Annotated in this window: 29 protein-coding genes; 15 read left to right on the top strand and 14 right to left on the bottom strand. The window is 56.8% G+C overall.

Going from position 1 to position 24,044, the window contains the following annotated elements:
* Positions 1-2: 2 nt before the first annotated feature.
* From SIL79_RS20515 to SIL79_RS20460, 14 genes are all read right to left on the bottom strand, one after another.
* Positions 3-1,298 (bottom strand): phosphoribosyltransferase, encoded by a 1,296-nt coding sequence (locus tag SIL79_RS20515; RefSeq protein ID WP_319619941.1) that lies wholly within the window; start codon positions 1,296-1,298, stop codon positions 3-5.
* Positions 1,299-1,325: 27 nt separating this feature from the next.
* Positions 1,326-1,673, bottom strand: a complete 348-nt coding sequence (gene kfrB / locus SIL79_RS20510) for an IncP plasmid survival protein KfrB (protein ID WP_319619942.1) — start codon at positions 1,671-1,673, stop codon at positions 1,326-1,328.
* A 73-nt stretch (positions 1,674-1,746) separates the two neighbouring features.
* Positions 1,747-2,688, bottom strand: coding sequence for a DNA-binding protein (locus tag SIL79_RS20505; RefSeq protein WP_319619943.1), 942 nt, complete (start codon positions 2,686-2,688; stop codon positions 1,747-1,749).
* A gap of 141 nt (positions 2,689-2,829) precedes the next feature.
* The gene (locus tag SIL79_RS20740; RefSeq protein WP_452580758.1) at positions 2,830-2,949 is read right to left on the bottom strand and encodes a transcriptional repressor KorB C-terminal beta-barrel domain-containing protein; all 120 of its coding nucleotides are present in this window, start codon (positions 2,947-2,949) and stop codon (positions 2,830-2,832) included.
* A 44-nt stretch (positions 2,950-2,993) separates the two neighbouring features.
* Entirely contained in the window at positions 2,994-3,836 is an 843-nt protein-coding gene (locus tag SIL79_RS20500) for a ParB/RepB/Spo0J family partition protein (RefSeq protein ID WP_452580760.1), read from the bottom strand.
* Positions 3,836-4,600 (bottom strand): ParA family protein, encoded by a 765-nt coding sequence (locus SIL79_RS20495; protein ID WP_319619944.1) that lies wholly within the window; start codon positions 4,598-4,600, stop codon positions 3,836-3,838. Before SIL79_RS20495 ends, SIL79_RS20500 begins: the two co-directional genes overlap by 1 nt.
* Entirely contained in the window at positions 4,597-4,902 is a 306-nt protein-coding gene (locus tag SIL79_RS20490; protein WP_319619945.1) for a transcriptional regulator KorA, read from the bottom strand. The genes SIL79_RS20495 and SIL79_RS20490 overlap by 4 nt, the downstream gene beginning before the upstream one ends.
* A 77-nt stretch (positions 4,903-4,979) precedes the next feature.
* On the bottom strand, positions 4,980-5,345 hold the full coding sequence (kleE, locus tag SIL79_RS20485) for a KleE stable inheritance protein (RefSeq protein WP_319619946.1): 366 nt from the start codon (positions 5,343-5,345) through the stop codon (positions 4,980-4,982).
* Between the two features lie 145 nt (positions 5,346-5,490).
* The gene (locus SIL79_RS20480; protein ID WP_319619947.1) at positions 5,491-5,730 is read right to left on the bottom strand and encodes a hypothetical protein; all 240 of its coding nucleotides are present in this window, start codon (positions 5,728-5,730) and stop codon (positions 5,491-5,493) included.
* Between the two features lie 396 nt (positions 5,731-6,126).
* Complete coding sequence (locus SIL79_RS20475; protein ID WP_319619948.1) at positions 6,127-7,113, bottom strand: klcB; 987 nt, start codon at positions 7,111-7,113, stop codon at positions 6,127-6,129.
* Between the two features lie 48 nt (positions 7,114-7,161).
* Positions 7,162-7,596: an antirestriction protein gene (locus SIL79_RS20470; protein WP_319619949.1), complete on the bottom strand. Its 435-nt coding sequence runs from the start codon at positions 7,594-7,596 to the stop codon at positions 7,162-7,164.
* Positions 7,597-8,306: 710 nt separating this feature from the next.
* Positions 8,307-9,326 (bottom strand): replication protein RepA, encoded by a 1,020-nt coding sequence (locus SIL79_RS20465; RefSeq protein ID WP_319619950.1) that lies wholly within the window; start codon positions 9,324-9,326, stop codon positions 8,307-8,309.
* Position 9,327: 1 nt separating this feature from the next.
* Entirely contained in the window at positions 9,328-9,585 is a 258-nt protein-coding gene (locus tag SIL79_RS20725; protein WP_405130423.1) for a helix-turn-helix domain-containing protein, read from the bottom strand.
* Between the two features lie 44 nt (positions 9,586-9,629).
* On the bottom strand, positions 9,630-10,352 hold the full coding sequence (locus SIL79_RS20460) for an N-6 DNA methylase (protein ID WP_319619951.1): 723 nt from the start codon (positions 10,350-10,352) through the stop codon (positions 9,630-9,632).
* 491 nt (positions 10,353-10,843) lie between these two features.
* On the opposite strand from SIL79_RS20460, the gene SIL79_RS20455 reads away from it, so the two are divergent.
* The 15 genes from SIL79_RS20455 to SIL79_RS20385 all read left to right on the top strand — a co-directional run bounded on the left by SIL79_RS20455 (position 10,844) and on the right by SIL79_RS20385 (position 23,948).
* Complete coding sequence (locus tag SIL79_RS20455; protein ID WP_319619952.1) at positions 10,844-11,254, top strand: transcriptional regulator; 411 nt, start codon at positions 10,844-10,846, stop codon at positions 11,252-11,254.
* A gap of 180 nt (positions 11,255-11,434) precedes the next feature.
* Positions 11,435-12,397, top strand: coding sequence for a P-type conjugative transfer ATPase TrbB (gene trbB, locus SIL79_RS20450; protein WP_319619992.1), 963 nt, complete (start codon positions 11,435-11,437; stop codon positions 12,395-12,397).
* Positions 12,398-12,410: 13 nt separating this feature from the next.
* Positions 12,411-12,827: a conjugal transfer system pilin TrbC gene (trbC, locus tag SIL79_RS20445; RefSeq protein ID WP_405130446.1), complete on the top strand. Its 417-nt coding sequence runs from the start codon at positions 12,411-12,413 to the stop codon at positions 12,825-12,827.
* Positions 12,828-12,829: 2 nt separating this feature from the next.
* Positions 12,830-13,141 carry a conjugal transfer protein TrbD gene (locus SIL79_RS20440; RefSeq protein WP_275099875.1) on the top strand — a complete coding sequence of 104 codons (312 nt, stop codon included), beginning with the start codon at positions 12,830-12,832 and terminating at the stop codon, positions 13,139-13,141.
* Positions 13,138-15,681: a VirB4 family type IV secretion/conjugal transfer ATPase gene (locus SIL79_RS20435; RefSeq protein WP_319619990.1), complete on the top strand. Its 2,544-nt coding sequence runs from the start codon at positions 13,138-13,140 to the stop codon at positions 15,679-15,681. Before SIL79_RS20440 ends, SIL79_RS20435 begins: the two co-directional genes overlap by 4 nt.
* Positions 15,678-16,448 (top strand): conjugal transfer protein TrbF, encoded by a 771-nt coding sequence (locus SIL79_RS20430; protein ID WP_319619989.1) that lies wholly within the window; start codon positions 15,678-15,680, stop codon positions 16,446-16,448. The genes SIL79_RS20435 and SIL79_RS20430 overlap by 4 nt, the downstream gene beginning before the upstream one ends.
* A 17-nt stretch (positions 16,449-16,465) precedes the next feature.
* Entirely contained in the window at positions 16,466-17,401 is a 936-nt protein-coding gene (gene trbG / locus SIL79_RS20425; protein WP_319619988.1) for a P-type conjugative transfer protein TrbG, read from the top strand.
* Entirely contained in the window at positions 17,382-17,846 is a 465-nt protein-coding gene (locus tag SIL79_RS20420; RefSeq protein ID WP_319619987.1) for a conjugal transfer protein TrbH, read from the top strand. The genes trbG and SIL79_RS20420 overlap by 20 nt, the downstream gene beginning before the upstream one ends.
* 4 nt (positions 17,847-17,850) lie before the next feature.
* Positions 17,851-19,224 (top strand): TrbI/VirB10 family protein, encoded by a 1,374-nt coding sequence (locus tag SIL79_RS20415; protein ID WP_319619986.1) that lies wholly within the window; start codon positions 17,851-17,853, stop codon positions 19,222-19,224.
* A gap of 18 nt (positions 19,225-19,242) precedes the next feature.
* Positions 19,243-20,037 (top strand): P-type conjugative transfer protein TrbJ, encoded by a 795-nt coding sequence (gene trbJ / locus SIL79_RS20410; protein WP_319619985.1) that lies wholly within the window; start codon positions 19,243-19,245, stop codon positions 20,035-20,037.
* A gap of 10 nt (positions 20,038-20,047) precedes the next feature.
* Complete coding sequence (gene trbK / locus SIL79_RS20405; RefSeq protein WP_319619984.1) at positions 20,048-20,302, top strand: entry exclusion lipoprotein TrbK; 255 nt, start codon at positions 20,048-20,050, stop codon at positions 20,300-20,302.
* Positions 20,303-20,314: 12 nt separating this feature from the next.
* A complete protein-coding gene (gene trbL / locus SIL79_RS20400) occupies positions 20,315-22,144 on the top strand; it encodes a P-type conjugative transfer protein TrbL (RefSeq protein WP_319619983.1) in 1,830 nt (609 codons plus the stop codon).
* Positions 22,145-22,655: 511 nt separating this feature from the next.
* Positions 22,656-23,189 carry a lysozyme family protein gene (locus tag SIL79_RS20395; RefSeq protein ID WP_319619982.1) on the top strand — a complete coding sequence of 178 codons (534 nt, stop codon included), beginning with the start codon at positions 22,656-22,658 and terminating at the stop codon, positions 23,187-23,189.
* On the top strand, positions 23,189-23,512 hold the full coding sequence (locus SIL79_RS20390) for a hypothetical protein (protein WP_319619981.1): 324 nt from the start codon (positions 23,189-23,191) through the stop codon (positions 23,510-23,512). Before SIL79_RS20395 ends, SIL79_RS20390 begins: the two co-directional genes overlap by 1 nt.
* A 1-nt stretch (position 23,513) precedes the next feature.
* Positions 23,514-23,948: an OmpA family protein gene (locus SIL79_RS20385; protein ID WP_319619980.1), complete on the top strand. Its 435-nt coding sequence runs from the start codon at positions 23,514-23,516 to the stop codon at positions 23,946-23,948.
* The last annotated feature ends 96 nt before the right edge of the window (positions 23,949-24,044 follow it).

Genomic DNA, 24,044 nt, shown 5'->3' with positions numbered 1-24,044 from the left:
AACTACTTAGGCCGGTTGATGGCCAAGGACTGGCCACGACTGTGCTCCCGCGCCTGTTTTTGTTCTTGCTCCTGCTTGCGCACCACCATTTGATGGCGGCGCAGTGATTCCCTCATCGCATCCCAGTCAGCCGCCAGCTCGGGCCGTTCGGCCCGTAGCTTTCGGGTGGCCAGCTCTTCAATCCTGGGGGAGTGCAGACCCATCCCCTCCTTAACCTCCCTAACAGCATCTAGCCGGCTGTGGAGCGTCTGTATACGCGCACGCTGTCGCGCCTGCAGTGTTTGCCAGGCCCGCTTAGTGCTAGGCCTCGATAACAAGCCAGGCGGGTTAGATCGCGACTGCGCCAGACTGGCTTGCTGTCTGTCTATCAAGCCCTCTAGGCGTTCCTCAATGTGTTCTACCTGCTCATGCTTAGCTTGCACATACAGGGATAAGGCCTCTTGATAGCTCTGCTCAACAGGCGCCGCTTCCAAAAGAGCCTGCTGCTCACGTTCCAGGCCCAGGGCGGAATCAATCAGGTCCGCCCCACCTCTTTCCGTCGTTTGAGCTCTGCCTTCATCCAGGCGCTCGATGCCTGCATGTCGTGCCGCAGAGATTCGATCTCTGATTGCTTCAACAGACGCGGCCGCTTTGAGGTGTCCCGCCTCTCCTTGGGTGAGTGAATCGATGCCATAACCAAATACCTCCGTCCAATACTTATCCATTGCCTTGCCGTGCTTCTTTTCGATAGCGTCCAGCATCGAGGGTTTCACAGCCAGATCCAGTGCACCAGGGTGTGCAGTCATAACAGCGGCGCCAACAGCCTTACCGCCCCGGTTTTCAACATAGCCTCTCAACGATGCCACGGTCCCGCCCATAGTCAGCGTATCATCAACAACCAGGTACTTTTGACCAGGCTTAACTGATCCGTCAAATGTAGGGTTGAACGCCAAGCGATAATCGGCGCTGGAGTCAGTACGCTGAATCTTTTCACGCTGCACGATCCCTGTCTCCACCTCCATGCCTAACCGGTCACTCAGCACCTCCGCCAGCGCCACGGGGATTTTGTTGTTCCCGGCTGTCTCTGCAGCCAGCACAGGGAGCACTCGCACATTCTTGTTCTCTTCTAGTAGAGCTTCTATTTGCTCGATCATTTCATCAGTGACCAAGCGATCCACCATGTCCAGCGCCGCGCCGGCATCGCCCCCCTTGGCTGCCGTGTATTCTGGCTGCTCCTTGAGCTGCCCCAGGTCTCCATTCCGGATCACACGAGGAAACTTACCCCATCGTGAACGCTCCCCTCTTCCCAGACCTTTCATCAAACCTCCCTTTTTTAGCCGCTAAAATTAACGTGATCGGCTGCGCCCCCGTTGCGCCGCCATCGCGGACACTTGGGCCTTCCCTTGCGCATCATAATTAATGGATTTCGCGCTGCCGATAGCAGGTACTATATCGAAATCCTTGGGTGAGTGCATGACAAACTTTTTGCCGAACTGCTGGTAAACTCCACTGCTATCAGCATGGACGATCTGACCGTCATACGACTTGGTTTTATCGGCTTCCTGGGCCATATATAGGTTGTACATACCCGGCTTCAATGCGCCGGCCTTATCAACCTTCTCATTCTTCCATGCTCCTCCCTGCTCTGTTTGAACGATGCGCTGACCGTTCATCACCACAAGACGTTGTTTCATAATTCTCTATTTTCCCGTTATGGGTTGTTAGTCTAATAGACTACATTACCACTGACCCCCTCGACAGCCCACGTCACTTGCGCCGATCAGCCTTACCGTCACCTTTGGGGCCGGCGAGGCCACGCAACAACTCCTGCTGGCTGGCGAGCTGCTGGCGCAAGGCATCGATCTCCCCACGCAGGGCAGCCGCCTCTTCCCGCGCAGTAGACGCAACCATACGTCCCTCGTCGCGCTCCGCCTGGGCCTTAGTCAGACGTTCGGTGGCCCGGTGAGCCTCCTGGGCGGAGATCTTACGCTGTTCCTGGTGAGAATCCCGTTCAGTATCGAGCTTGGCCGACAGGTTGGCCACCTCGGCGGCCAGGCGGTCACGCTCCTGGATCACAGACGCGACCCGGGACCGATCTGCCTCGGCAGCTGCAGCTAGGCGCTCTTGCTCCCGGTGCGCGTGGTCCAACTCGGTGCGCAGATCGGTGGCCCGGCGCTCTATTTCGTCGGCTTTGGCCTCGGCACGCTCGGCACGGGTAAGGGCCTGGACCAGCTCGGTCCGGACAGCGCCGATCTCGTCGGCTGCCCGTTTCGCGGCCTCCTGGGCAGCCTGCTCGACGGCTGCGGCGCGCACCTCCACCTGATCCAGCTCGCGGGCTTGCGTCTCGTAGGCCTCGGCGAGTTCCTGACGCATGGCGTCCAGCTCACCACGCTCCGCCTCCCAACCGGCCTGAGCGGCACGCAGACTCTCGTTCGCCAACTCCTGGGCCTGCTGCCAGAGGGTGGCCACGGCTGCGGCGTTCGCCTGCTGTATGGCCTCCGGGACCTGGATGGCTACAGGGGCGGCCTGGGCGGTCTGCGCCCGGCGCCACTCCTTCATGATGGCGGAGGCGTCGTTCATATTCACCTTGGCAGCGCGGCGCACCTGATCGACAGTAGGGAACCGTTCGCGCTCGACCTCCTGATAGAGCTGATCGGCAACAGCGACGATGCGCTCACGCACGTCAGCGGGGATAGTGGGTTGATTCATACGGGTAATCTCCTGACTCTGATAAGATAATAATAAGAATAATATAATTATTATTATTATGCAACCTTTATTCTATTCGACAGGCAAAAAAAACCCCGCACATTGGCGGGGTCAAGGAGGGGTGTTCTAGTGGAGGGCCTGTTACCCCTCCATGATCGATACCAACTGCACCTGGGTCAGGTCTGCTTCGTACTCGTGGCCATCCAGTTCGTCTTTCAACCAGGCGAAACCATCGGTAGGGGGACGACGATTGAGAATCAAACGCGCCGCCCTGCCGTCATGCGTCACCAGCACGATAGCCTTTTTCAGCTGATCCGGATCAGGGTCTTTTTTCGGCTTCTTCTCTCCTGTGGGCTCTTCTCCCCCTCTTCCTCTTCCTCGGTGTTACCTGGATTGGGGTCCTCGTTTTTCTCTTCATGCTGCCGCTTGTCCTCCAGGTACTCGCGTAGCAGCTTGACCGATCCCCGCGTCAACTCCTGGTCATCATCATCCAGCCACGCGCCGACCTCTTCCGGGTTCTTCTTGTAGGCCTTGACAAGCTCATTAACAACGGTAACGTCATTGGCCCGGCCAGCATTGAACACAACTGCAATGGGTTCCGGCAGATCCAGCAATGTGACGTGCTGAGTGACGAACGCCGGGGACTTGCCGATCTCCTTCGCAATCGCCTGCTTCTTTTTCCCTGTCGCCAGCTCGCGGCCGATGAAATCGGCAATCTCGCGGGCCGTCAGTTCGTTACGTTGCAGGTTCTCGATAACCTGGTCGGCCTCGTTGTAGTCGTTATCAACGAAAGCCGGGATAGTTTCCTTCCCGGCCACCTTCGAGCCGCGATAGCGGCGGGCACCGTGGTTGATGAGGTAGCGGCCCTCCGCCTCGGGATGCTCGCGCACCGAGATCGGCGACTTAACGCCCCGGTCGCGGATCGTCGCGGCCAGCTCGCCCAGGCTCTCCTTTGAGAAACCTGGATTATCTGCATGGCGCGGCTGATTCGGGTCCTCATCGATCAAATCCAGCGGTATCTCAAGTGGACCACCTGAAGAACCCCCGGTCGAAGGATCACCCAACAGACTCGACAGATCGCCGATGCCATCCAGGCCCAAACCCGACATTGCAGGCGATTGCTTTTTAGTAGCTGTCTTGGCACTCATCAAACGATCTCCATTTTTGTAATCACATGGTCAGCCAGTGCGCGAACTTCTTTCGCGGCCTTACGGGCTGCCGTCTTTCTTATCTTCCAAACAGGCACCCCACTCGCCAGCGCATCGGCAATACTGCTACGCAGTCCCACACCGGCAGGTATGAGCAACTGCGGATAGGCCTGCTCCAGGTCGGCCAGATGCCGGCCATGGCGGGGGTTACGTGCATCAACTTTGCTTGGGACCATCCCAAGGAATTTCAGCTTGGGGTTAGCTTTTCGGACATTGGCAATCGTGGTAACCATCTTTTTAATGCCCTGGATGCTGTACGCCTCCAGCTCGATGGGCGATAGCACGTAGTCCGCGGACAGTAGCGCAGCAGCCAGTCCCACGCCCAACGATGGCGCAGTATCGATCAACACCACATCAAAGCCAGCCGCTTCCAATGCCTCGATATTAGCCCGGAAAGCGGCACCAGCCTCGGAAATACTCCGTTTTTCCATATCCGCCATTTGCGGGTCTGATTCGATCAATCGCATCAAACCGCCATCGCCCATATCCCCGAAATGGTCAGCCAGGCCCTCAGCCCCATTAAACATCCTGCTCGCCGTACAACCACTGGCGAAGGCCTGTAGCGTATAGGAGGCGTTCCCTTGCGTATCCAGATCGACTACCGCAACCCTCAAGCCGCGCTCCACGAAATCAAACGCCAGGTGCACCAGCGTTGCCGTTTTTCCAACCCCGCCTTTCTGATTCGCGGTGACCATTGTTTTCATGATTCTGTTCCCTGCTTTTTCTTGGCGTCCTCGCCCCATTTCTTGACGATGAACGCCTTGTGTTCCGGCAGTACGACCGTGACCCGCTCGTACCCTTCCGGCAGATTCTCCGCCGTGTGCGCCAACCAAACCCGCTTCACTGCCTGGGAAACCGCCCCCTTGGTGAGCCCTAGCGCCTTTGCAAACTCCGCCTGCGTTCTGCCCTCGACCAACACACCCCGCGCTATATCGACGGTCTGTTGGCCGATATCCAAGTGTTTTACTGCCGCCTGGAACTGGGCTTCGGTTAGCTGCTTTTTCATACACTGCACCCATAATCACGCCACCCTGATTGTCTAAAAAATAGCGGTGCCAGCCGCCAATAGAATGGATAGTTTAGCTAAACATTGCTTTTTCTGTCAACTTTTTTAGCCGCTAAAACATCATCCGCTGGGTACGAGGCGACCAGATAGGTGAGTAGAGTAAGCACTGAGAAATGCCCCAAAAAGACCCATCCGGCATTCATCTCTGGAGAACTCCAGTAGTAGATCATCCGGAACATCTGGAAGGTCACATCAGCAATAACCACCAACCTCAACAGAGGCCAGAACAGAACCAGCAACAGCCATAGAAAACGCAATATTCCCCTACCAGCACGATAGATCCTACCAGGTCGCTTAGCTGAGTCATCGCTGTTAACAACCGGCCCGGTGCTAACCTCTTCCGTGACTTGAGGCGATTTAGGAAACTGTACGATATTCGACATAACTTGACCCTCCATGAACTTGCGTGTTCAATGCTGATAGCTCTCCCACCCTGGGAAGCATGGTCTTGGTGTGCCAGCGCCAGGCCAGACGCCCCGGTTAATCCGGGGCGTCACCAACCACCCAAACAAACAGATCCCTGCTACCTCAATCAAGCCGAAGGTTGCACTTCATGAGCCAACCAGATCCACGCCGGTTGCGGATCTGCTGAAGATAGGCTTCGTCGTTAGAGGTGTTTTTTACATGCCAGGGATAACAACCATTCCGCCAACACTGAGCCAGCACCGACTTCCACTGGCGCCCCTCATAACCAGCAAAACGACAAAGCGCATCCCATTGCTCGGTGGACAGGGTATCTCCCTGGATGGTTTTCTTCTGTGAGTTCATCGGAAATTCTCCGGTAATTGACCAGGGCGAGAAGCTCGGCCTTCAGATATACAATAGGGCATAATGCCCTATGCTGCATAGTTTAGCTAAACCTCCAGAAAAGAGCAAGGGGAATTTTAGCCGCTAAAATTATTTTCTCCAGATGATACCTAGCCCGGCGTAGTCGCAAAGAAGCGCCCAAGCCGCGTAAGGTATCGCAGAGTCTTCACCGATCCAGCGCCGGACTGTTCTGTCTCCCCTAGCTCCAAGCCCCAGGGCCTTTGCCGCTCTGCTGCCGGTGAAATGCGCCAAACGAAGCGCCTCCCTCACCTCTTCCCCGCTCGGCTGCGTCCAGGTCTCTGCTGGTCGTAAACACTCCAGGCGTATATTTGGTGTATCGGTCATATTCTTTTGCTCTTAGTTTGCTTCGCCATCCGGAAAAGGACGCAGCTGATCGAAGTGGAAACGGTATGTTCTGCACTTCGGATCATAAAATATTTCACGCCTTCCCTTGCGAATTTTATATTCAACCGGGCGATCCATATATGCCCAGACCTGCCTGGAACCAGGATCAACCCGCGTAATTATCACTGGTTTCCCCAATTCCTTAGCAAAACACCGCCGATAGACCTTAACAACTTCACATCGCAATCCGGGCTTAAACATCCCCTTCTTGGCGTACAAATCTGCGGCCTTGGCCGCTAGTCTCTCCTGAGCCTGCGCCGCCCATTTTCTGGCTATAAACGCCCGGTGCTTGGGCAGTATCACATCCACCAGTTCGTGACCTGGTGGCACTGAAATAGTCGCCGGGGATCGGTGCGCCGGCGGGTCCAGGCGCACCAGCCAGGCCGGCAGCAACTCTCTTGCCAGGCGATCCCGATATTCTTCATCAATTGGGTGTTTCTTATCCTTGAGGTAGGCCGCAAATACGGCCGCTGCAGCTTCGTCCACGCATTGCCTCAAGTAAATATCATCGTAGTGACAACGGTAGCCGGTTTCTGAAATAAAAAGCTTATCCAAGTCCACTGCATGGAAAATGAACTCCGTGTGCAGCACACCCATACCGTCGCCAAACTCTACCATGGCACGAATACCCTCCACCTCGATCAAAAAATCTCCTGACTGCCCCCATTTGGGAACCTCACCAGGCACGGCCCGACAATGCCGCTCAACCAGGTGGCCCGGTGCATTCACATCGGCCATACACCCAAAGAAAGTGCCTCCGTTCAGTTTCCAGACGGTCGCCTCGTATCTATCCGCCGCCGCCCTGGCCGCCTCTTGGTCTCCGCCAATGGCCGCCGCATGCAGATCGTCCACGGCTATCATCGCCACATCCAGCAGCGCCGCTTGATCATCTGGCATCGAGGCCGCCAATTCGGCGGCTTGTTTGTCCCGCTCACTCATCCCCTGCCCCTTGGTTTGGCCCCGGCTTGAAACCGGGGCCGCCCCTCATCAGTCAATAGCGCGGAAAATGGCCGGACCTTCGGCATGCTCGGCAGCGAAATCGCGCAGGAAGTAATAGCGGTCGATCAGTAGATCACCCGCGTCAGTCCCTTGCGCATCAGCCGCAAGCTGACACAATGCGAAGAGCGTGGCGACGATCCCGGCAGCGTCAGCCGACAATTCGCCCTCGAACCAGTTGCCGGCGACTGCCACGCGCATAGGGCTTTCCAAAGCCGGCGCCAGGTAAAAGCCGCCATTCGACAGAGTGTAAAAATGCCAATACCCGCCCTTGTAGTCTTCGGAAAGGCGGTCCATCCAGGCATAGACCAAGGCCTCACCGTGCATCATCAGGCGCGGAGTGAAGGAAGTAGGAAGGAAGTCCAGTCGGTTATCTTCAGCAACCAGGGACGCGGAAACAGGGACCTGTTCTTGTATTTCATTCATCGGAAATTCTCCGGTAATTGACCAGGGCGAGAAGCCCGGCCTTCAAGACACATATTAGGGCAAAATGCCCTAATAGTCAAGCACAGTAATTGATTACCTGACACTTGAGGGGGGCAATCACCGCCGATCTTCCCTTGGTGTTAAACCTGGGACTTGATTAAAGCTCTGGAGCTAGGTGGCGGCACTGTACGTGTTGGGGTGCCGTAGTCTGAACGCCATGGGGTGTGCAGAGGGGCGAAGCCCCTTTGTAAGCGTGCAAACTTTAGCTGGCCATGGATGGCCAGCCCAGGCCGCGCTTGCGCGGGGCGAAGCCATGGAAGGCGAAGGGCAGGCGCTTTTGTATGCAGCGAGCGCCGATTTTGATTTTTACCTTATCCACAGATCGGAGGCACTAACTACAGGTTTATTTAAAGGAAGATAGATATAGGGTAAGGTGAGAAAATGTGAGTATTATTAAAGTATATCAATAGCTTAGCGCAGATTATCGGCCTTTGCAGCGGGAGTTCTTCAGCGCACGAGGCGGGAGTTCTTCAGCGCACGGCTTTCAACAATAAAATAACTAACGCATTGATTATACAGTACATTTAACGGCGGGAGTTCTTCAGCGCGGATAACTCTTGATACTCACAGGGTTATTCACAAGAACAGGGGCGGGAGTTCTTCAGCGCACTTGGTCTCAATGCACCGGCCGGGAGTTCTTCAGCGCAGCATCAGAACAGTTCTTTCTGTCGCGGCTGACCCACCGGCTGTATGTGTGTTGGGGAGGGAATCAGCACCAGCCCATTATCTTTCACATCCACCTGTGCTTGAGGATACACAACGGCCACCGCCTTAAGGGCCTTCAAGAAAGCCTTCTTGAAGTCGCGCACCGCCTGGTCGTTTTTGAAGTTGCTGCCGAACTGAAGCATGAGGCTGGCCCAGGGGATCGGACGGGTCCGGCGCTCGGTGTAGCTCATCCGGTAAGTGAGCCATGTGTACACGTCCATGGCGAGCGGAGAACCGCGTAGCGACTTATAGGCCCGCAGATCGATCGGTATCGGTCGGTCGATACACTCCTGGAAGAAATTTTGGCTCAGCCGGACGGTGGATTGCCACGTACCGGCCTCGTCCTGTCCTTGTGGACGCCACAGGGCGCTACTGGGATCATTGTCCCCGTCAAGCGCCCAGTCCTCCCCATCGAGACTGAGGTCATCGGCGATCATCACATTGCGCAACTTGAAACCCTTACGGCCGTTGCCCAGGTCGCCGGTGTACTGAGCGGTGATGAGGGCACCGAAGAGCCGCTTCATCTGCTCGGAGACTCGCGTAGAGGTTCCACGGGAACCGCCGCTGCTGGAGCGCAGCTCCATCACCTCGCGGAGGAATCCGCGCAGGGAGTCCCCTAGCTCGATCACAGGCGACTGACACCGAACGGCCTCTGTGGTCACCCAGGACAGCAGCAGGCGAGGATAGATGCCGTAGGGGATACCACCTTCATAACCGGCGAGGATGCGCAGCCGGAATTCTCCGTTCTTGCGGGTGAAGGCGTCTGTTTTCGGGTCCTTGTAGGGCATGGTGGCCATCACCAACGCCCTGGCCATGAAACCCAGCGCGCCGGCGTGCTTTGCGTCCTCAAGGTCTTGGCCCATGTGCTCATCGATGGCCGCCCGCACCCAGTCCGGCACGGGTTTACGGTAATCAACGGTAAGGATGTCAGATGTCTTGTCGCCCTTGTTGCGATTATTTGCCATATCAAAGTTCCAAGTCGGGCCGATCAACAGAGAGGCAGACACGGCATCCAACGGCCGCCAGCATCTTGATCAATCGATCAACGGTACATTTTTCAACACGCCCGTTAAGCACGTCGCTGAGGCGCGGCCCTGTGGTGCCCAGGCGTTTCGCCATCTCTCGACCGGATAGGCCGCTTTCGTAGTAAAGCCGGGCGATCTCGTTCATTAGTTCGGCGCGTATCCGGAGATTATCGGGCTGCCTAGAGTCTACGGTGTTCATAAGAACCGCACATTATCAAATTCGATAAACATACACAATAGGATTTAAAATAGCGGCATTTGTTCCCGGACTGGTTTCCCACCGATAGCGATAGACGCGGCCACGGACGCCTTAACCTCCGGCTGATCGGCGGGCGCTACAGGCATCGGTAGATCGGCCCGAGAGTAGTTACAATAGGTAGACCAGCCGGAAGGATCGCCCAGAGTATTCCCATGATAAGAGACCAGTTCACCAAGCTGGATCTGGTTAAGGAATAGGGTGGAAAGCATTTGGCAGGGAAACATCCGGGCACAGCGCCTATCAATATCCACGCCAGTGAAGGAAACCAACTTCAGGGCTTCCGGTCCGTGCGTCTCGCAAATGTGGTTTGCAGCAGCCAACATCAGCCCCCCAGCGCCCACAGCCGGATCACAGATACGGGTAAGACGATCAGAGGGCAAGGGACTATTGCCCATATTTAGCCTGGCCAACAGCTGGCAAATCTCGCCTGGCGTGAAAAATTGACCCGTCCCTTTCTGGTGGTATCGGCTGACCAACTCCATGTGGACAGGCCCCAGGATATCCGTAAACGGAGCGGCGGCTATGGCCTCTTTCGCATACAGCCCGGAAAGATTGAACAACACCTCTCGCACCGCGTCAGCGGGGATCTCAGTCAGTTTCAGGCCAAACCCCGCCATTACGTCATCGATCATCAAATCAAACCACTGTTCGGCTCTGAGCCCTTCCTTGCCATGCAAACGAATCAGTTCCTTGGTCAATACGTCCATTGGTTCCCCCTGCTTTTGATGTTTTGGATTTGAGCGCCTGCGCTCCTGACCCACTGGCGAAGTGCGGGGGTAGAGAACGCAAGGGGAGGGGGATCGCCCGGCCTGCACAAGTGAAGCGCAGCGAAACGCGGAAGGTTGGGGAGACCCCTTGCGTGAGCGAGGGGCAGAGCCCCTTATCAGCCCCGGACAGTTGCGAAGCATCTGTTTGGGGCATACAAACAAAAGCCGGCCAATAGTCCCGATAGGGTCTATTGGCTCTTTATTAACCAAGCGGAGCGCGGAGGCATCAGGGATACGGAAGGCTTGTCCCTGAAGCGAAGCGGAGGGGATGGTGCGAAGCGGAACCTGGAGCAGCCCGACCCGCAACGCGGGGGATGCGCAGAACGTGCATAAAAGGTAGAATAAACGGCTAAAGATATACTTCGATATATCGATATAATAACGCGGAAAATTTTAGCCGCTAAAATAAACCGCTCTCAAGCAGAGGCCCAGTGTACGATTTCATTTTCTTCACGAATGTGCTGCGCATCCTAGAAGAGCGCGACATGACCAAGCAAGAGCTGTCGAAACGATCAGGGGTGTCAATCTCGTTCCTCTCTGATCTAACGACCGGCAAGGCAAACCCGAGTCTGAAGGTGATGGAATCCCTAGCGACGGCACTAGGCGTTGCCTTGCCCATGCTGCTGGAGTCTACCGATATGGATAGCAAGACACTGGAAGAACTGGCCGGACACCCGGCCATAAAAAGCCTGCCGGCAGGGTACGAACGAGTTACAGCCGTACTACCCGAGCACAAAGCATTCATCGTCAAAAAATGGGGCGATGAGACCAAAAAAAAGCTAGAGGAAAAAAATAGGAATACCACAGTTTCACGGAACGAACGCCCAAACCCCGCGTTTTAGCCGCTAAAAAAACCTAAATCGATTTGTCTAATTTGGTCTAAAAATTAGGCGATTCCCACTGACAAGAACATACATCGAAAGGGCGCTACCCATTCGATATGCACGAAGTATTGCATCTCGAATAGTTTCGCTATATCGTATGTTCGCCAGAAGGATAGGAAATAACGTCTAGGAACCGGGATGACACCAGGAAAGAACGAAACGAATAGCATCAAGGAACGTGCGAAGCGCAAGCTCGAACGCGACATGGGGCCGGAGCTACTGGCCGCACTGAGAGACCCGAAAACCGTAGAAATAATGCTGAATGCTGATGGCCGCCTCTGGCAAGAGCGCCTCGGCGAGCCGATGCGCTGCATGGGCTCGCTACGCACGGCGCAGGCCCAGGCCATCATCGAGACCATAGCCGGCTACCACGGCAAAGAGGTCACCCGCCAAAAACCGATCCTGGAGGGCGAATTGCCGTTGGACGGCTCCCGGTTCGCCGGCCAGCTCCCACCTGTCGTACCAGCGCCCACATTCGCCATCCGAAAAAAGGCGGTGGCCATCTTTACCCTCAATCAGTATGTCGAAAGCGGCGTAATGAACGAACAGCAACGGGACGTGCTGATCGACGCCGTGCGGGCGCACCGAAACATCCTGGTGATCGGCGGAACCGGCAGCGGCAAAACTACTCTTGTAAACGCAATCATCAATCAGATGGTTGCCAACGATCCCACCGAACGAGTTTTCATTATCGAGGACACAGGGGAAATCCAGTGCGCGGCCGAAAACTATGTGCAGTACCACACCAGCCTGGACGTAACCATGACGGCGCTGCTGAAAACCACGCTGCGGATGCGCCCCGACCGCATCCTGGTCGGCGAGGTGCGCGGACCCGAGGCTCTGGATCTGCTCATGGCCTGGAATACTGGGCATGAAGGCGGGGCCGCCACGCTCCACGCCAATAACGCCAAGTCCGGCTTGGATCGTCTCGCCATGCTGATCAGCATGCACCCTGATTCACCCAAACCCATCGAACCGCTCATAGGCGAGGCGGTTCATATGGTCGTTCATATCGCCCGTACCAGTAGCGGCCGCCAGATCCAGGAAATCATCGAGGTATCCGGATTCGACAATGGCCAATACCTCACCAAAACCGTTTAGGAGTAACAACCAAATGCAACTGTCTCACCCCTTTGCCCAAAGTAACCGCATGATGTGGGCGTTCGCCCTGGCCGCCTTGGCCGTGGCCATCATGATGATCCCTCAGCAGGCGCTGGCTTCTGTGGGAACGGGCGGATCTCTCCCCTATGAGAGCTGGCTGACCGATCTCCGCAACTCCGTAACCGGCCCCGTCGCCTTCGCCCTGGCGATCATCGGCATTGTTGTAGCCGGCGGCGTGCTGATCTTTGGCGGCGAGCTTAACGGTTTCTTCCGGACCCTGATTTTCATTGTTCTGGTTATGGCGCTGCTGGTCGGCGCACAAAACATGATGTCAACATTCTTCGGCCGTGGCGCAGTGATCGCGGCACCGGCCAATGATGCGGCCCACCAGGTGGTGGCGTCAGCCCGAAAGGCGGGGGAGGGTGAGTAATCATGGCGCTCCGCACGATCCCCATCCGTAGAGCTGGCAACCGCGAAAACCTGTTTATGGGCGGGGACCGTGAGCTGGTGATGTTCGCCGGCCTCCTGGCCGGCGCACTGATCTTCACAGCCCAGGAGCTCCGGGCAACGGTATTCGGCCTCGTCCTGTGGTTCGGTGCGCTCTTCGCATGCCGAATCATGGCGAAGTCCGATCCGAAAATGCGATTCGTCTACCTCCGCCACCGGAGATATCAGGGGTATTACCCGCCTCGCAGTACACCGTTCCGGGAAAACACGGCAACACAAGGGAAGCGTTACAGATGATTGAACTAGAAATGGTGAGCTACACGATTGCTACCCTCGGGGTGGTATTGGTGCTGATCCTGTACGGTCGTATACAGGTCGCCGGGGCAGAATCACGACTGAAGAAACATCGGTCCAAGGATGAGGGATTCGCCGACCTGCTCAACTATGCCGCCGAAGTCGATAACGGCGTTATCGTCTGTAAAAACGGCGCATTCATGGCCGCCTGGCTGTACCAGGGCGACGACAACGGCAGCAGCACCGACGAACAGCGCAACATGGTATCCGCTCGTATCAATCAGGCGCTTGCCGGACTCGGCAGTGGCTGGATGATCCACATCGATGCACCGCGCCGGCCAGCCCCTCGGTATTCGCAACGTGAGCTGTCACATTTTCCGGACCCGGTATCCGCCGCTATCGATGAAGAGCGCCGCGCACTTTTCGAGCGGGCAGGGACCATGTACGAGGGGTATTTCATCCTCACCCTGACCTGGTTTCCGCCCATGCTGGCGCAACGGAAATTCGTTGAGCTGATGTTTGACGATGATACGCCAGTGCCAAATCACAAGGCCCGGACAAAGGGCCTCATCGAACAGTTCAAGCATGAGATACAGACGATCGAATCCCGCCTATCGGCTGCCGTGCAGCTCACGCGGCTGCAGGGGCACCAAGTCGTTGACGAGGACGGGAGCAGGCACACCCACGATGATTTCCTGAGCTGGTTGCAATTCTGCGCCACGGGTAATAACCAGCCGATCATGCTGCCCAACAATCCGATGTACCTGGATAACATCATCGGTGGGCAGGAGTTTTGGGGCGGCGTGGTGCCCAAGATCGGCCGAAAGTATATCCAGGTAGTCGCTATCGACGGGTTCCCGCTGGAATCGACTCCGGGGATCTTGAGCGCACTGTCTGAGCTGCCCAGTGAATATCGCTGGTCATCACGGTTCATTTTCATGGACCAGCATGAAGCGGTGAAGCACCTGGATAAATTCCGCAAGAAGTGGAAGCAGAAAATACGCGGATTCTTCGACCAGGTGTTCAACACGAACTCGGGTGCCGTAGACCAGGATGCTCTATCGATGGTTGCGGACGCGGAAGCTGCCATTGCCGATATCAACAGCGGGCTGGTAGCCGGTGGCTACTACACCAGCGCGGTCGTATTAATGGACGAAGATCGGGAGAAACTGGAGCGATCCGCCCGCCAGGTCGCCAAAGCGATCGACTCCCTCGGTTTCGCCTCCCGGATCGAAACCATCAACACCGTTGACGCATTCCTCGGCAGCCTGCCAGGCCACGGCGTGGAGAACGTCAGGCGGCCACACATAAACACCATGAATCTGGCCGACCTGATGCCGATCAGTACCATCTGGACCGGCAGCGAGCACGCGCCATGCCCGATGTATCCACCAATGGCCCCGGCGCTGATGCACTGTGTAACCAGCGGCAGCACACCCTTCCGGCTCAATTTGCATGTACGGGACCTGGGCCACGCGCTGATGTTCGGGCCGACACGGGCCGGTAAATCCACCCACCTCGGCCTGATCGCGGCGCAGCTCCGGCGCTACCAGGGCATGTCGATCTACGCATTCGATAAAGGCATGTCGATGTATCCGCTCACCGCCGCGGTGGGTGGCCGGCACTTCTCTGTAGCCTCTGACGATAGCCGGCTGGCGTTCTGCCCGCTGCAGTTCTTGGAATCGAAGGGCGACCGTGCCTGGGCAATGGAGTGGATCGATACCATCCTGGCCCTGAACAGCGTGGAGACCAGCCCGGCGCAACGCAACGAGATCGGCAACGCCATCATAAGCATGCACCAGAGCGGTGCCCGCACATTGTCGGAATTCACGGTAACGATCCAGGATGAGAAGATCCGCGAGGCCCTGAAACAGTACACCATCGACGGCATGATGGGGCACCTGCTGGATGCCGAAGAGGACGGCCTGGCGCTGGCCGACTTCACCACGTTTGAGATCGAGGAGCTGATGAACCTGGGCGAGAAGTTCGCCCTGCCTGTGCTGCTCTACCTGTTCCGGCGCATCGAGTGCAGCCTGAAAGGTCAGCCGGCCGCCATTCTGCTGGATGAAGCCTGGATCATGCTCGGCCATCCGGTATTCCGGGACAAGATCAGGGAATGGCTCAAGGCATTTGCAAAGAAAAATTGCCTAGTGCTGCTGGCTACTCAATCCCTCTCCGATGCCGCCAATTCCGGCATCCTGGATGTGATCGTGGAATCCACGGCAACAAAAATATTCTTGCCGAACGTCTACGCACGGGATGAGGAAACCGCCGCTCTCTATCGGCGCATGGGCCTCAACAACCGCCAGATCGAGATCCTCGCCACCGCCATACCCAAGCGCCAATATTACTGCGTCTCGGAAGCGGGCCGCCGCCTCTATGAGCTGGCATTAGGCCCATTGGCTCTGGCGTTCGTCGGCGCTACCGACAAGGAATCCATCGCAACTATTCAACACCTCGAAGCCAAGTATGGAGATCAGTGGGTGGACCACTGGCTGGCCGCCCGGGGGCTGAAATTGAACAACTATCTGGAGGCAGCATGAGCTTTAGCGACACCATGAAGGGCATCGTATTCAAGAAGCCCGCCGACGCCGACCCACGGCGTGGAGAACACGCCATTGCCGGCGGCCGCCGGCAGGGGGAAAGCGAGAACCCCTATCTGTCGGCACGCCGCACCTGGAATGATCACGTAGGCGCTCAAGTTGCCTCGCGCCGGATGTGGCAGGTAGTAGCGATCCTGACCCTCATGATCGTGCTGGCCGCTGTAGGTGGGATCATCCATATCGGCGCTCAGTCGAGGTTCATCCCCTATGTGATTGAGGTGGATAAGCTGGGACAGGCCATATCGGCCGGTCCTGTAACGGCAGCCTCTCCCGTGGATCAGCGCGTGATACATGCCTCGGTAGCGGAGTTCATTACCGATGCTCGCATGGTCTCTCCGGATGTGGCCCTGCAACGTAAAGCCATCTTCCGCATCTACGCCAAGCTGGCCGCCAATGATCCGGCCACGGCAAAAACTAACGAGTGGCTGAACGGCTCGGAAGATTCCAGCCCGTTCCAACGGGCCGCGAAGGTCATGGTCAGTACCGAGATCACATCGGTGATACCGCAATCCCCGGACACCTGGCAGGTGGATTGGGTGGAAACGACCCGAGACCGGCAGGGGGTCGCCGTCGGAAAGCCCGTGAACATGCGAGCCCTGATCACGGTTTACACCACCGCACCTACTCCACAAACCACCGAGGAACAGATCCGCATGAATCCCACCGGGATCTACGTGCGTGATTACTCCTGGTCGAAACTCCTTTGAACACGAGGCAAACCACCATGAAGAAGCGATTTATTGCAGTCCTGGGTGCCGCGCTGGTGGTGCCCACCGTGGCCCTGGCCGGTGCCGATGGCGACCTGGCAGAGAAGTTTTTCTCTAAAAACAATCCCACACTGACCGCACAGGAAAAGGCGGCTATTGGCATTGCCAAACGGTGGGCCGCCGGCACACCCACCGGCATGAAGCCCGTCGCGGGTCCCGATGGATCAGTACGGTTCCTGTTCGGTGCCCAACAGCCCAGCATTGTCTGTGCGGTCCTGCAGATCTGTGATGTGGCTCTGCAGCCCGGCGAGCTGGTCAACTCGATCCACCTGGGCGATACCGCCCGCTGGATGGTGGAACCGGCAATCACCGGCAGCGGAGCAAGCGAGACCCAGCACCTCATCATCAAGCCGATGGATGTAGGCCTGGAAACCTCCTTGGTCGTCACCACGAATCGCCGCACCTATCACCTGCGGCTGCGGTCACATCGGACCCAGTACATGCCGCAAGTGGCATTCTCCTATCCGGAGGACACCCTAGCCAAATGGGATGCGGTCCGTACCAGAGAAACGCAAGAGCGCGAGGCCAGAACCATCCCCCAGACCGGCGAGTACCTGGGCAACCTGTCTTTCGATTATGAACTGTCCGGAGAGGCCCGCTGGAAGCCTGTACGGGTTTATAACGACGGACGAAAGACCATCATTCAGATGCCTGACGCAATGGCGCAGACAGAAGCGCCGAGTCTGCTGGTGGTCCGCAAGACCGGGGGCTTTTTCAGTGATGACGAAACCGTGCTGGTCAACTACCGCGTACAGGGAGACCGTTACATCGTTGACCAGGTGTTTGATAAGGCGATCCTGATAGCCGGCGTCGGCAGCAATCAGGACCGCGTGACGATCAGCCGGGGAACCGACAACCGAAAAGCGGGGGGATATGACCATGTTCAGTATTAGCAGGATGGCCATCCTGATCCTGGCGCTGGCCGCGACTGGCTGTGCAACAATGAGTAGGCCGAGCCAGTATGGCAACTACCTGAAGGATCAGCCGATCAGCGTTGACCAGCTGATCGCCAATGATGCGTTGAAACAACTGGCCATGCTCTATCCGCCGGCAAAGACGCGCCTCACGCTAAAACAACCCACCCCGGATGTATTCGGTAGCGAGCTGGTGAATGGATTGCGGGAGGCTGGCTATGCGATCCAGGAGTATTCACCCAAGGCACAGCACGAACCGGATGCAACGGATGCAGGCTTGCCGCTGATGTACGTCCTCGACCAGGCGAAGGATGACCACCTATATCGACTGACCCTCCAGATCGGCGGCCAGGCCATTAATCGCCCATACCGGCAGGAGAACGGCACCGTTGTCCCCGCCGGGTACTGGGCACGCAAGGAGTAATGGAATGACGGATACAACCGCAGACCAGATGGCACCGGACGCCTCTCCGGGCAAAGTCAGCAAAAAGGGAGGCGTTCGCCGGGTCAACAACATGCCGGTCTACATCCTCGGTGCACTGATGGGGTCGTTCCTGCTGATCATGATGCTGGTCGCCGCAGATCGTGCCGCCCAGCAAAATGAGCCGGCAGACACCAAGGAGAAGCAAGGGGGCTCCACCTCTGTTTTCGCAAAAGACATTGCGGGGTCACGTACAGACGGATTCATACCGGCTGTAGCGCCTCCTGTGCCGGAAGAAGAAGCCCCTAAGCTGATCATCGCAAGGCCAGAGAATCCGGATCTCCCGCCCGTGCCTCCGCCGACTCTGAATCAACCGGCGCCGCTACAGGCACCGGTCAGGGACGAAGAGGCGGATCGCATACGGATGGCAAAGCTGCAGATGCTCCAGGAGGCCGCGAAGTCGAAAACCAATGTACAGATGACCGCACCACGTAGTGCGCCATCGGTATCCAGTGTGCCCGACAACACCCCCCGGACTCGACAGGAAATGATCGAGCGCCTGGCGGCTGTACGGCAGCAGATAAACGCAGCAACACGGGATGACCCTACCGCCGCCTACCAGGCTCGCCTGGAGCAGGTAAAAAGCACGATAGACAACCAAGCAGGCGGTGCCGGTGGCACGGGCACAACGGGAGCACCTGCGCTCCTGCAGACCGCCACAGTACCCGATAGCTATAGCGCCAGCGGCGAGGATCGCTGGCGGCTGGGCTCCCGCACGGCAGCCCCTCGCTCTCCATATGAGCTGCGGGCAGGCTTCGTAATGCCGGCCACGCTGATTTCCGGCATCAACTCGGAGCTGCCAGGACAGATCGTGGCCCAGATCTCTCAGCACGTCTATGACACGCCTACCGGGCGCCATCTTCTGATCCCGCAAGGGTCCCGCCTGGTCGGGACCTATTCGAGTGATGTGGCCTACGGCCAGTCACGTGTCTTGGTCGCCTGGCAACGGGTCGTATTCCCGGACGGCAAGGCCCTGGACATTGGTTCAATGCCTGGTGCCGATGGCGCTGGATATGCAGGGTTCAACGACAAGACGAACAATCATTATCTCAGAATTTTCGGTTCCGCACTGCTCATGTCAGGAGTCACGGCAGGCATTGCCCTGAGTCAGGATGATTCCGGTAGCAGCAGCGATAGCCAACGGTCTAGTGATGCCCTGAGCGAGGCACTGGGGCAGCAGCTCGGCCAGGTAACCGGGCAGATGGTCGCCAAGAACTTGAGTATTGCCCCAACCCTGGAAATACGCCCGGGTTTTCGATTTAACGTCATCGTCACCAAGGACCTGACATTTTCGAAGCCGTACCAGTCTTTTGATTATTAACGCCAAGGGAGAAGCCCAATGATATGGAAAAATTTAGCCGCTAAAATCGCACTGGCTATTGCATTGACCACCGGCCCGATGCTGCCGGCAGTTCAAGCCGGCGGCATCCCGGTTATCGATGTAACCAACATCGTGCAAACTACCGTCAGCGCCTCGGAATCGGTCAGCCAGACCCTTAAGCTGATTCAGCAGTACCAAACTCAACTACAGCAGTATCAAAACATGCTGCAGAACACGATGGCCCCGTCCACGTACATATGGGACAACGCCACCGTCACAATGAACAACCTACGTAATGCCATCGACTCCCTGGCGTACTACAAGACCACCCTGGGCGACGTAGATACCTACCTGGCGCAGTACGGGGATCTCGATTACTACGAAAGCTCTCCCTGCCTTGATCCTAACGGAACCTGTACAGCGGCTGAATGGCAGAAATTGGAAGACGCCCGCCGACTTGGCTTCTCATCACAGAAACGAGCGAATGATGCCCTATTCCGCGGCCTCGATGCGCAACAGGACGCCATGCAGGCTGATGCCATCCGCCTAGAACAGCTCCAGGCGGCCGCCCAAAGCTCAACGGGGCAGATGGAGGCCATCGGTTATGCCAACCAGCTCGCCAGCCAGCAGGCTAATCAGCTTCTGCAGATCCGGGGGCTTCTGATTGCCCAACAGAATGCGGCAACCACGCGAATGCAGGCACAGATGGCGGAAGAGGCGAGACTGGCGGCAGCAAGTAAAAAGTATCGGGCAAGCACTGACAATCTCAAACCTAGCACAGGAAAAACCTGGGGACCTAGCGACCTTTATTAAGGAGACAATTATGAAAGCAAATCAATTTCTGCTCGTGTTTATTATCGGTAGTTTCTCCGCCCTTCTGTCTGGATGCTTTTCGGAAGATACAGGCGCGGAAACTGTGACTGTGCTACCTGAAGTGAACAATGCAAATTGCAAAAAAGAAATAATTATGGCCATTGAGCCTAAATCAGCCCGAGAAGAGTTCGCCGGAAAATGTGCTAGACGGGGCACTTTCAAACCGAGCACAGGAAAAACCTGGGGACCAAGCGATCTTTATTAAGGAGCTGTGCCAGTGAACGTCTCTCTTTCTCGTTTCGTTAACGCCTCATGGCCGCTACTCCTGGTGCTGTTGTTGTTCACGGCGGATGCCAGTGCGGCCATTGATAGCGTAGACCTCATGGATGACATAGTACAAAAGTTCAAGGACAACGCCAGTTCCTGGGCCACTAAAATTGAAGCGGCAGCTACCAGGCTCTTCTGGATACTGGTAGTGATCTCTATGGTTTGGACGTTTGGCATGATGGCTCTACGGAAGGCCGACATTGGCGAATTTTTTGCCGAGTTCACTCGATTCACCATCTTCACCGGGTTCTTTTGGTGGCTTCTATACAACGGACCGGCATTTGCCATGTCTATTATTGATTCCTTGATGCGACTGGGTGGAGCGGCTGCATCAATGACTGGATTAACAGGCTCTTTCTCTCCCTCCAGTATTGTCGATATCGGGTTCATTTTGCTAGGCAAGGCGTTTTATGAAATATCCCCCCTTTCGCCGATAGATAGCTTCATTGGCGTCATCTTGGCTTTATTCATTCTGGCGCTCTCTGCACTTATCGCAGTAAACATGCTGTTGCTACTTATTTCAGCATGGATTCTAGCCTACGGCGGCATATTCTTCCTCGGTTTCGGCGGGTCTCGCTGGACCTCGGACATGGCCATTAATTACTACAAAACCGTACTGGGGATTGCCGCCCAGATTATGACCATGATCCTCCTGATTGGCATAGGTAAATCCCTCATCTTTGACTACTACAACAACATGGAATCAGGAATCGATTTCTCTGAAATGGCCGTGGTCATGATTGTTGTACTCGTAATCTTTGTGCTGACCAACAAGGTGCCGCAGCTTATCTCTGGGATCATCACCGGAGCAAGCGTGGGGGGAATGGGCATTGGTCAATTTGGTGCCGGCGCAGCGATGGGGGCTGCCGGTATGGCAGCAGCAGCAGCAGCCGTGGGGGGCGCAATGGTGGCAGCGGGCGCCACACAAGGAGCTGGTGGGGCTTCCGCATTAATGGCCGCCTTCTCCCAAGCCAACGCCAACGTGGCATCAGGTAGCGATGTACTAACAAGCCTCTGGGGCGGAGGATCTGGCGGCGGAGGTGGCAGTGACCCCAGTGGTGGTGGATCTGGCGGTGGAGGACTACCAGGCACAGGAAATACCCCACTTGCAGAGGCGGCCGGCTTTTCTTCTCCGATGGGCTCTACGGCCCCCGCTGGAGGCGATAACGGTGGAACCGCTGCGAGTGGGGGCAGCGGCTCCGGAGATACTGCTGCCAATAGTGGTGGTGGCCAATATTCGGTCGCCGGCGAGGGCGGAGGCGCGTCCAGCTCGGACGGTGGGGGTTCCAATGGAGACGACAGCGGACCAGGAACGCAACAGACAGCCTCTGATTCAGGCGGCAGTTCACCACAACAACCCAAAGGTGGTTTCATGGCCGCCGCTGCAATGGCAGCCAGCACAGCGACAAAGATAGCCGCCGACGCCGGCGCGAACTTGGCTAAAGGCTCCGGATCGATCGTTAAGGACAAAGCCGCCAATATCGTGGATTCCGCGAAGGGGGCCATAAACCAGACTGCTGGCGGAAAGATCGCATCGGAGATCCGCAACCCAGGATCAACCACCCAGGCACGCCAAGATAAGCAGGACATAGCCGCTGCCGGCGAGCTGAGAGAGCAACTGCAGGCCGACGAGGCCCGCGATTTTCTCGCAGAGCACTCGGGAGCTGGTAGTGATAACACCCCCTCTTTCGGGGACAACAGCCTATCGGGTGAGGACGCAGATCCTCAGTCGGAGGTCGCCGCCTTTGTGAACCGCGATAACGGCACACAAAACACGTGAATCAATCAAGGAGACAAACAATGCCAACGGAGATCCGAAAAACCAGACTGGTCGCTGTTATCGCTGCGCTTCTGACAGCGGTTCCTCCCTATTCAGCCAATGCGGCATCACAAGCGGAATGTTCCATTTGGATCTGTATGCCGGGAGGATTTCCCGCCGGCTGCGGTGCAGCCTATTCCGCAATGATCAGTCGCGTGAGACATCGCCAGCCCCCCCTCCCCGCGTTCAGCTCATGTGCTGTAAATCCGCCTCCCGGAAGTGGCAGCCATATGACCTTTGATTATGGCCCAGCGGCAGAAATCGCCCCGCATCGGATATGCACCAGTTGGGATAATACAGACGCCGGTGATTGTAACGGTTGGAGAGACGTTCCCGGTCACTACATAAAAGGCAGAATATGCCAGCAGAACGATAACGGATCGGACCCACAAGGTTGCATCGCAACCAAGATGTACGGGGATGTTTTTATCGAAGGCACGCCGGCCGGGCCTACTTTCTACTGGTAATCGACATGCCATTCGTTGCGGATCTGCCTCCCATGGAACAAGAGCGCATCACCTGCGCGGTCTCGGCAGCAGTGAAATATGAGATACCCGCCAACATCGTGCTGGCAGTTGCAGAGAAAGAAGGCGGTGCGCCTGGTCAGTGGGTCCGGAATAAAAACGGCACCCACGATGTGGGTCCAATGCAATTCAATACGGCATATCTGCGGGATCTGGAACGGTATGGGATACAGGCGAACGATGTAGCAGCTGGCGGATGCTACCCGTTCGACCTGGCCGCCTGGCGGTTGAGGCAGCACATCATGAACGACCAGGGCGACCTGTGGACTCGGGCCGCTAACTATCACTCACGGACGCCAAAATACAACGTGGTCTATCGGGCGGACTTGATGAAGAAGGCGACAAAATGGGCCAACTGGCTGGATAACCGACTGAGCCCGGATGAGGTGGTCATCGAGGAGACAGCGACAACGCCCATCACCATCGAATCGACACAGGACCACGCTTATATCCCCCGGCAGCTTGTGAAAAGGGAAATGTAATGTCTGACAAAAAGCCAAGAACCCGGATCAGAATCACGAAACATGCAGACCCTCTAGCAAAGGCCGCCCTCTACCGTCTGAGGCATGACACGCTACTGATCGTATCAAAGCTGAATAGCAATCGTATTGCCAGCAATCAGGACATGAAGCGGCAAATGGTCTTTGTCCAGTCGCAGCTTTGCAAGGCAGCGATAGCCGATTCGAGTGTACCGACCGCCACCAAGAAGGCGCTAATGGAGTTCCAGGCCGCCACACTGGCGGAGAACATCCAGGACCGGCGAGGCTCGCAACGCCGGAGACTAGAACATAAAGGAGCAGCTTGAAATGGGCCGAATGGTTATTTTACTGAGCGTGTTATTACTGGGCAGCATTACACAATCCGCCGCCGCCCAAGAGACGTATTTCACCGCTGCCGGTGCACCCGTATCAACCCTGGTCCGGGTGTCTTACCCGGATTCCAGCGCGAGGTTTCAGCCAGCCCCGGACGTGGCCGAGATCCTGGCCGATGCCAAGGATGCGTCTGTGGTCTATGTCAGCGGCCGCACCAGCACGACCAGGCCCAGCGCAAAGGATGAAGCCCTGGCATTCGCTCGCGCCGCTGCAGCCCGGCAGTACCTGATAGATCACGGGGTATCGCCCCTGAAGATCATGGTCAATTACGCATCAGCCACCGACTTTGTAGCCGACAACACCACCCCGGCCGGGAAGTTGGAAAATCAACGGGTCGATATCGAGCTGGTCTATGTACCGATGTATTGATGCTGGATTGGCAAGGGAATGCCGCTCGCCCTGGGCCTAGCGGCAGCGACACCTGCCTAGTGGTGTGACTCGCCGGGAGAGACCGGCCTCGATTTT

The sequence above is a fragment of the Shewanella indica genome (assembly GCF_033842865.1).
Classification (GTDB): domain Bacteria; phylum Pseudomonadota; class Gammaproteobacteria; order Enterobacterales; family Shewanellaceae; genus Shewanella; species Shewanella indica.
This window is presented reverse-complemented; position numbering and strand designations above follow the sequence as displayed.